9 protein-coding genes are annotated in these 7862 nt (G+C 40.1%); all 9 read left to right on the plus strand.

Translation table 11 applies throughout. From position 1 onward, the window contains the following. Nucleotides 1-895 precede the first annotated feature (895 nt). The 9 genes from ACTS60_RS00405 (at nucleotide 896) to ACTS60_RS00445 (ending at nucleotide 6958) form a co-directional block, all read left to right on the plus strand. On the plus strand, nucleotides 896-1084 hold the full coding sequence (locus tag ACTS60_RS00405; RefSeq protein WP_440886738.1) for a hypothetical protein: 189 nt from the start codon (nucleotides 896-898) through the stop codon (nucleotides 1082-1084). A 247-nt stretch (nucleotides 1085-1331) separates the two neighbouring features. Continuing rightward, nucleotides 1332-1673, plus strand: coding sequence for a hypothetical protein (locus ACTS60_RS00410; protein WP_045372035.1), 342 nt, complete (start codon nucleotides 1332-1334; stop codon nucleotides 1671-1673). Nucleotides 1674-1839: 166 nt separating this feature from the next. Further along, entirely contained in the window at nucleotides 1840-2715 is an 876-nt protein-coding gene (locus ACTS60_RS00415) for a DUF6602 domain-containing protein (protein WP_440886739.1), read from the plus strand. A gap of 151 nt (nucleotides 2716-2866) precedes the next feature. Beyond that, nucleotides 2867-3574 (plus strand): hypothetical protein, encoded by a 708-nt coding sequence (locus ACTS60_RS00420; protein ID WP_069544460.1) that lies wholly within the window; start codon nucleotides 2867-2869, stop codon nucleotides 3572-3574. Between the two features lie 138 nt (nucleotides 3575-3712). Beyond that, complete coding sequence (locus tag ACTS60_RS00425; RefSeq protein WP_059678532.1) at nucleotides 3713-4369, plus strand: hypothetical protein; 657 nt, start codon at nucleotides 3713-3715, stop codon at nucleotides 4367-4369. Between the two features lie 186 nt (nucleotides 4370-4555). Next, nucleotides 4556-4942, plus strand: coding sequence for a hypothetical protein (locus ACTS60_RS00430; protein WP_005446110.1), 387 nt, complete (start codon nucleotides 4556-4558; stop codon nucleotides 4940-4942). 167 nt (nucleotides 4943-5109) lie between these two features. Next, entirely contained in the window at nucleotides 5110-6138 is a 1029-nt protein-coding gene (locus tag ACTS60_RS00435) for a hypothetical protein (RefSeq protein ID WP_440886740.1), read from the plus strand. A 124-nt stretch (nucleotides 6139-6262) separates the two neighbouring features. Then, nucleotides 6263-6583 carry a DUF2834 domain-containing protein gene (locus tag ACTS60_RS00440; RefSeq protein ID WP_134837652.1) on the plus strand — a complete coding sequence of 107 codons (321 nt, stop codon included), beginning with the start codon at nucleotides 6263-6265 and terminating at the stop codon, nucleotides 6581-6583. 150 nt (nucleotides 6584-6733) lie between these two features. Continuing rightward, entirely contained in the window at nucleotides 6734-6958 is a 225-nt protein-coding gene (locus ACTS60_RS00445; RefSeq protein ID WP_440886741.1) for a hypothetical protein, read from the plus strand. The last annotated feature ends 904 nt before the right edge of the window (nucleotides 6959-7862 follow it).

The raw sequence follows: 7862 nt of genomic DNA on the forward strand, positions 1-7862 counted from the left end.
GAGCTGCAAACAATTTAGGCATAACAAATTGTTCAAGAGTGATTCGGCACGCGTGGCATTTTTACCATGCGTTAGTTTTAGTGGTTAAGGTGCTATGCGGAGGCTTCGGTATTGCGTGCCTCACACCTTAACAAGGCGTTAGGCGACGGGCAGAAAAGTTCTTTGTTCTCATCTTCTTAGTTCTCTTTGAGCATTCGTTTTTCTAAGTCGGCAATTTAGCGTTGTCGGCTTAAGTTCTTGAATCTCTCCAGCCGTAAAACAAGCCAAAGTTTGTGGGTTGCCTCATTGGCTTTTGGTGCAGGTTGGTGGTGAGTTTCACTGGCTCAAAGTGTGGTCAGGGCAAGTCAATCGAAGCTTTCGTTTTTGCTATTAGCTCGTAGCTGTTAGTTTCTCAGATCCAAAAGCCCCTTAGTCGCTGAAAGGCTAAATTTTGTAAACGTTAAAAGTGAGGCTGTAACATAGTGAGTTTTGTGGTTCTTGAATCGCAAAAAGTGCGTGTGCATTTTGTTGGTTATAGTGTTTCGGGTAATCTGCTTTCAAAATCACTTAAACGCAGGTGGGAAACTTCGCCTAACAAGGCGTTTAAGGCGGACTCACAACGCTTTGCGAACTCAGTTTAAGTTGAGTTTAGTGTTTAAGGTGCAATGGTTTAGGTTTGGTGGTTAGCGTTGTTCACCACTTAACGCGGCGTTAGTTTGCAAGAGGAAAAACGCGCCTATATCGCAAGATCTAGTGGTAAAAGCTTAAAGTCGAAATTGTCTTATCGGCGTTCAATTTCAGTGTTAACTTGCGTGGTGTAAACTCAAAATTGGTATCGTTTCAACGGTTGATTTGTTCTTTGGTGCGGCGACTTTTGGGTTAACTGAGTTGAACTTTTTTGCTGAGACTCTGCTCGTTGAGTTTGTTGGTTATAAAAGCCGATCTACTCGCTGAAGTGACGCTTTCTTTGGTGTGGCAAGTTCCACGTGGTTTCAGTGACTTTGTTGAAAGTCCGCATTGTGAGATTAGCTTTCCAAAAGCGCTTTTTGGTGTTGTGAGTTCGTTTTCTACGGCGTTGTTTGTTCCAAGTGGTTTCATTGACTAGCTGCTTTGAGACTAAGCCTGACTTAAGTGCATCAAAGCACATAATGCTTGTTGTTTGCATAGTTTAAAATAACGTAAAATCAACGCTTTGGGTTTGCAAACTAACAAACTGCTCAAGAGGGATTCGCAACGCGTGGCATTTTTACTATGCGTTGAATTTAGTGATTAAGGTGGTTTGCGGCGGCTTCGGTATTGCGTTGCTCACCCCTTAGCAGGGCGTTATATTTAATATAAGTAAGGAGTACTTGGTGTTTATTAAGCGAGCATGGAACGGCGAAATAGCAGTCTGGCAATCCGTCGTATTGGTAAGTATTGTTGGCTATATTCTTACGTTTGCAGTGGTTACAGCTATTAATATGGCTTTACTGCAAATGAAGTTAGTTGGTTGGATTGATAGCTACTATATAGTTTTCATGAAAATTTCAATGTCTATATTCTTCTTAACATTTGGTATTTTTGCCACTAGATCTTTATGGAGATCTGCGAATAACCCTAAAGCAAAAATCGGGCATGCAATAGCTCGATTTTGGGCGATTTGTTTAGGCTTGTATATCGCCGGACTCATAATGAGATGGTTATCGATTGTGTAATATTAAATATAACAAACAATTCAACAGTGATTCGCAACGCTTGGCGCTCTCACTTCGAGTTGAATTTCGTGTTTAAGGCGCAATGTTTAAGCTCAGTGTTTGCGCTGCTCACACGTTAATTGGGCGTTAACTGTCATTGGCAGCATATTGGAAAGTTGAAGAAAGTATGAAAACACTTCGTATTGGCGATATTTACGAAAAAGAAGCTCAAGACTTGCTGAACAGCAAAAGGTCAGTATCTATTGTTCATGCAACAGGAGATATAGATGCGAGTGGGGACGAACTTGAAATACCAATCCGTAAGTTTCTCCGAAAGCGATTACCCGAAAAGTACTATGTTGGGCATGGGCATATTGTAGATAAGAACTTAAATATCAGTGCACAGTTTGACGTAATTATAGCTGATTCTAGTGCTACACCGATTTTATACGACACTGAAAATGGTACTGAGTACTTTCCATACGAATCTGTTTACGCTATCGGTGAAATAAAATCCACGTATAACAAAAACAGTAAGCAAATAGTTAACTTTTCCAACTCAATCGATACGCTAAAAAGCCAAATGGTTCGTGAGGCTGTCAATAAGCACTATATTGGACATGGAGTTCAATTAGGAGAACAGTTTGGAATTTCAGGTGTCAAAGATATCAGAAATAACTTGTTTAACTTCATGGTTTTTGGAGGTTCAGGTAACTGCACGACTGCAGATGTGAGAGCACAGTTAGCCCAAAATAATCGTAATAGCAATCCAAACGTAATGTGCTTTCTGGATGGTGCCATCGTTACTCAGCTAGAAACCGACAGTCAGGGTAACCCGATTAGCTCATATGTATTTGAACCTTGGGATGAGCAAATCATCAAAACTAAGCTGGCTAGATTGAAATACACTCATGACAAAAAGTCAGGTATGGCTTTAGCTGTGTTGTTACTTAGTTTATCCAACCATCTATCTAAGACTCTTCTAAAATCGCCTAACATGACTGACTACTTAACAACGATGCTTGCGGAATCTAGTGCGGAGGGAGAGGTAGTCGGTATCTAATGACAGTTAACAAACTGTTTAAGAGTGATTCGCAACGCGTGGCATTTTTGCTATGCGTTGGTTTAAGTGTTTAAGGTGGTATGCGGGTGCTTCGGTATTGCGTTGCTCACACCTTAACAGAGCGTTATATTTCAATTTGAGATTAGCAACTATGAATGAAGAAGAAAAGTTGGCAGAGAATTACTTAAAATCGATATCCCATCATAGTTTAATATTTGAGCCAGAAGGTAATGTTCCCCCTGACTTTTTACTTAATGAAAATATTGCGATTGAAGTTACTAGACTCAACGACCACTACGAATATCAGGGAGCTTTGAGGCGCTATGATGATGACAGGATGAGAATTCTATCCTATTTGGAAAATAGCCTTAAAGCTTATGATTGCAACTTATGGGACGTTGGATTTTATGTTCACTTCAAAATTAGAAGACCGTTTGGCAATTTGAAACGAAATGGCAAGTTATTACTGGAACTACTCCATTCATTTGATACAGCTGAGAGCGTATTTAATAAAAAGCTTTATATTATATCAGATGGATTGTCTGTGAGTTTCGATCGCCATGAACTTAAAGACAATCAGCAAGTATTCAAATGCGGGGTATTCGACGAGTATGAAGAGGGTTGTCTTGTTGTGGAAGAAATGCTTAAAAATGCTAAGTATTGCATTGAGAGAAAATCCTCAAAAATAGCACCTTACTATGATAATTATGAGCAATGGTGGCTGATATTAATAGACGCGATCAATTACGGGCACTATGAAGAAAGTATAGATATATTGAAAAACAAAATTGATAAAAGTGTGTTCAATAAAGTGGTTTTTCTTGAAGCAGTCAATGGTTCATACATATTTGAAATATAACAAACTGTTTAAGAGTGATTCGCAACGCGTGGCATTTTCACTATGCGTTGCGTTTAGTGTTTAAGGTGGTATGCGGAGGCATCGGTATTGCGTTGCTCACACCTTAACAGGGCGTTATAAAGATTCAGGAGTTCGACTGTGAATTTAGACCTAGTGACTTTTGTAGACAAGTTATTAGATTTCCTTGATTCAGGAAACTACGTTGGTATTTTGCTTGTTCTTGCATTTTCCGTGCTTATTAACTTGCCAAAAATTACTGAATACTATTTATCTCATAAGAGGCGCAGGTTAGACACATTGACAAAGCTCCAGAATTTGGATGGTTTAGATCCTCGCTTAAAAAGCCACATTAAATCTGAAATTGAAGTTGAAGTCTTTCGCCTTACACACAAGGTAAAGGTTAGTATGGTGCTTCTAAATGGGCTCCTATCATTGAAAGAAAGAGTTGGGGATCAAGTATCCTTTAAGCATATCCTCCGTTGTGGACGTATCGTGCCTGATTTATCAAAAGTTAGTGAACCCAACTTCCAAATCAAAATTGAAAAACTAGATTATGCCTATGCAATTTATAACTCAGTTTTTGGTTTACTAGGGTTCTTTGTTGGCTTTTTTTGGTTTACTTATAGCGTGGCAACGCTGTTATCAGCACCTAACTTTCAAAGTATTTTCGTTTCTAGCTTAATGCTTTTGGTCGGCTTCGGTATGTTGACTCAAACTACTCCAGTTTATTCAACACGGATAATTAACAGGCAGTTGCTGGAAAATCGAGTAGATTCAGGTGAAAAATCTTTATAACAAAGCGTTTAAGAGGGATTCTCAACGCTTGGCATTTTCAGTTTGATTCAGCTTAAGTGTTTACGGCACAATGGTTTAGGCTAGGTGGTGGCGTTGTTCACCCCTTAACGCGGCGTTAGGTTTTCGGACTGACAGTGTTGTTGTACACTGATACCTGCTTACTAAATTGATATACAAGGAGTTTTAATGAAATATCAACTTAGGCTGGTACAAAAAGATAGTCAGGGCTCTGACGGTCAGGTTAATTTAACTCTATCGGTCGAACGCTCTAGTCCCCCAATCTTTTTGTCTGAATTCGCAGGAGGGAATGCAGAAATTTATGATGGCTATTCAACCCATACAAGTAAGTTCCGCATCATACCGATGGAACCTGACAATAGAAGACTCTCACTAATTTCAGACAGTGATAGTATCTCTGATGCAACTCTTCACCCTGAATTTGTTCGAAAAATTGACCCTTCTGACCCCTTAAACCAATTACAGGTGCTTCCTCTCAAAAATGGTCAGTTGCTAACGCTTAGCTTCAAGTGTGACGGTTATGGTAAAAAGTATATAGTCACCTATTTAGGCTAAACTCGACGTGATGGTAACTAAAACCTAACAATCTGTTTAAGAGTGATTCGCAACGCGTGGCATTTTTGCTATGCGTTGATTTCTGTGCTTAAGGTGGTATGCGGGTGCTTCGGTATTGCGTTGCTCACACCTTAACAGGGCGTTAGGCCAACAGCGAGGATTGGCGTTTGGAAAACAAGAATGAAGAAGAAAGTAAACTTTTAGATGCAATAGGGCATTTTGAAGATAGAGCGCATAAAACTATCGAATTGGAAAAGCTGCTAGAAAGTGACACTTTTCGGTCAAAAGTAGACATTAGAGATATGAAGTCTGTTGAAAAGCGGGCTAAGGAGTTTCTTTTAGTTGCGAACGCTAGATATGATTCTGGCAATATTTCTGAGCATGAGCTTGCATTCTATACCTGTTACGCCATCGAAAATCAGGTGCACGAGTTGAGGTGGTCTAATGGTTTTTATGACGAAGAGCTTCAACCAATTAGTAATGCAATGAACAGCGTCGAAAGAGAATATGGACTAAAAGATGATGAATTTTGGCATCTGTCCGATGCCCCTGATGAATATCTACAGCTTGCGGCTAAGTATGATGCTGTTCTTGAAAATAAGCTATTGGAAACATTTGAAGAGTTTGATGCTCCAGAAATGGCGAAACTATACCGCGAAGATAACAATAAATTCAAAGAGTTACGCTCTATCGGTTACAGTTCAGTATTCACCAAAGATGAAAATGAAAGGTTGTTGGCATTAGCACATATATATGAACTAGAAGCTATCAATGCATCAAAAGGCGAAGCATATTTTGCGGCTTCAGTTATGCTTGGCTCTGCAATTGAAACGCGGTTGATAATTACTTGTATAAATAATAAATCGACAGTTAAGGGCGCTTTACAAAGGTTAGGGTTATCCAATAAAAAACTAAAGTCGAAAAATCCCTTAACGTGGAAATTAGAAACGTTAATTGATGTCTGCTTTGAGGCTGGTTGGTTGCCTAGATTTGAAACAGAAAGGTTTGTCTATAGTAGGCATGCGATGGCAAACTTTTTGCGTTCAGTTCGTAATAATGTTCACCCTGCTGTTAAGCTAAAGAAGCAGGATGGTCTGTCTTTTGGTAGAGAGCAGTATAAAGATGTTTATCATATACACCAGCTGCTCACATCAGAGTTAAATTGGCCTAACAAAGCGTTTAAGAGTGATTCGTAACGCGTGGCATTTTGGGTGTGCGTTGAGTTCTATGTTTAAGGTGCAATGCTGAGGCTTCTGCATTGCGTTACTCACACCTTAACGCGGCGTTAGGGCTTACTACAAAAAATTCAAGGATGGCGAAATGGTAAGGTTTTATCTAGTTCTTACTTTGTTAGGTATATTGCTGCCGTATGGAGCGTTAGTTCCTTGGGTAGTAACCAATGGCTTAGATATTAGTCTTTTGCTCAGCGAAGCGGTGGCAAACCCCATTAGTATTATGGCTTGGCTTGATGTCTTGGTTGGTGCGATTGCTCTATTAGGTTTCATCTTAATGGACGGGCAAAGACATAAAGTGAAGTATCGATATTTTGCTGTGTTGGGAACCTTGTCAGTTGGCGTGTCGTTTGGGCTCCCAATGTATCTTTACTTTAAAGAAAAACAGTCCCTTCAGTCACAGCCCTAACAAGGCGTTTAAGAGGGATTCACAACGCTTGGCATTTTTAGTTTGAATCGGCTTTAGTGTTTACAGCACAATGGCTTAGGTTGGGTGGTAGCGTTGTTCACCCCTTAACGCGGCGTTAGGTGTATTCAAGTTTTCATGGAAAAACTGCGCATGAATAAAGAAAAGATAGAATTAGTATTGTCTGAAAATTTGGGTGAAGGTTTTCGGATACTCTATGAAGATGGACAAATTTCACCTGCTATAGAATGGGTTGATTGGGTGCAACTGTCTGATGACGAAAATGACATCCAGGTGGTAGTTAACTTTGAAGACGACAGTGAAAAAGTCTTCAGTAAGGGAGTGGCGTTAAGCCAAATTTGGCACGAAGATGTCTAAAGTATCGCCACTGATTTTGTATTTGTTTGGTTCTGTCTTCTTCAAAACAATTGGAACACACACCTAACAAGGCGTTTAAGGCGGATTCACAACGCTTGGCGATTTCAGTTCAAGTCAGCTTAAGTGTTTAAGGTGCAAGGGGTTTGGGTTTGGTGGTAGGCGTTGTTCACCACTTAACGCGGCGTTATGTTTAACTGAAATTCAAAGACTTAAAGGTCTTAGGGTTTAGTTCTTTGTCCCTTTGGTAATTCGTCCCTAGTAGACTCAGCAAATCCGCACTGTCTGCCTAAGTTCTTGAATCTCTCAGCCCGTAAAACATGCCAATGTTCGCGGGTTGCTTCATTGTCAGGTCGTGGCGGTCGGTTGTCTGTATAACTGGCTTAAAGTCGCTTTAGGATTCTTAGCCAATTAGCATTTCGGCTTGGCAGTTGTCTCGGCAATTTGCCATTGTCTTGTGCTTTGGTTGGAAAGAAAGGGCGCTTGCTGAAAGTTCCTTGGGTTGCCTCATTGGGCAGGGAAGTGGAACTACACGTTTTTGGTAAATCGCCTTTGGTAGCCAAGTTGGTTCTTACCTTGTGGTTTGCCTCAGAAAATCAGTTAGAAATAGCAGTTCTTTCTCAATTAAATCATGTGTTTGTGGTAAAACATAACAAACAATTTAAGAGGGATTCCCAACGCTCGGCATTTTTGCATCTACTTCAATTTTAGTGGTTACGGCACAATGCTTTAGGTTGGGTGGTAGCGTTGCTCACCCCTTAATTGGGCGTTATGCCTAAATGAGGAAGTATGGAGTCTATTTACAGTATTATTCAGGAAAATCCTGATTATTTCGCTTGGGTCTTCGGTTTAGTCAATGCACTCTGGGGGATCTTTCTATATTTTAACAAGCAAAGTCATGACAAAG

Origin of the sequence: Vibrio sp. WZ-1 (assembly GCF_052037695.1) — a bacterium.
In the GTDB taxonomy this organism is placed as follows: domain Bacteria; phylum Pseudomonadota; class Gammaproteobacteria; order Enterobacterales; family Vibrionaceae; genus Vibrio.

Excerpts from the sequence above, each read along its gene's own strand:
- ACTS60_RS00415 (WP_440886739.1), top strand. The coding sequence starts at position 1,840 with ATGAAAACACTTCGTATTGGCGATATTTACGAAAAAGAAGCTCAAGAC.
- ACTS60_RS00420 (WP_069544460.1), top strand. The coding sequence starts at position 2,867 with ATGAATGAAGAAGAAAAGTTGGCAGAGAATTACTTAAAATCGATATCC.
- ACTS60_RS00430 (WP_005446110.1), top strand. The coding sequence starts at position 4,556 with ATGAAATATCAACTTAGGCTGGTACAAAAAGATAGTCAGGGCTCTGAC.
- ACTS60_RS00440 (WP_134837652.1), top strand. The coding sequence starts at position 6,263 with ATGGTAAGGTTTTATCTAGTTCTTACTTTGTTAGGTATATTGCTGCCG.
- ACTS60_RS00445 (WP_440886741.1), top strand. The coding sequence starts at position 6,734 with ATGAATAAAGAAAAGATAGAATTAGTATTGTCTGAAAATTTGGGTGAA.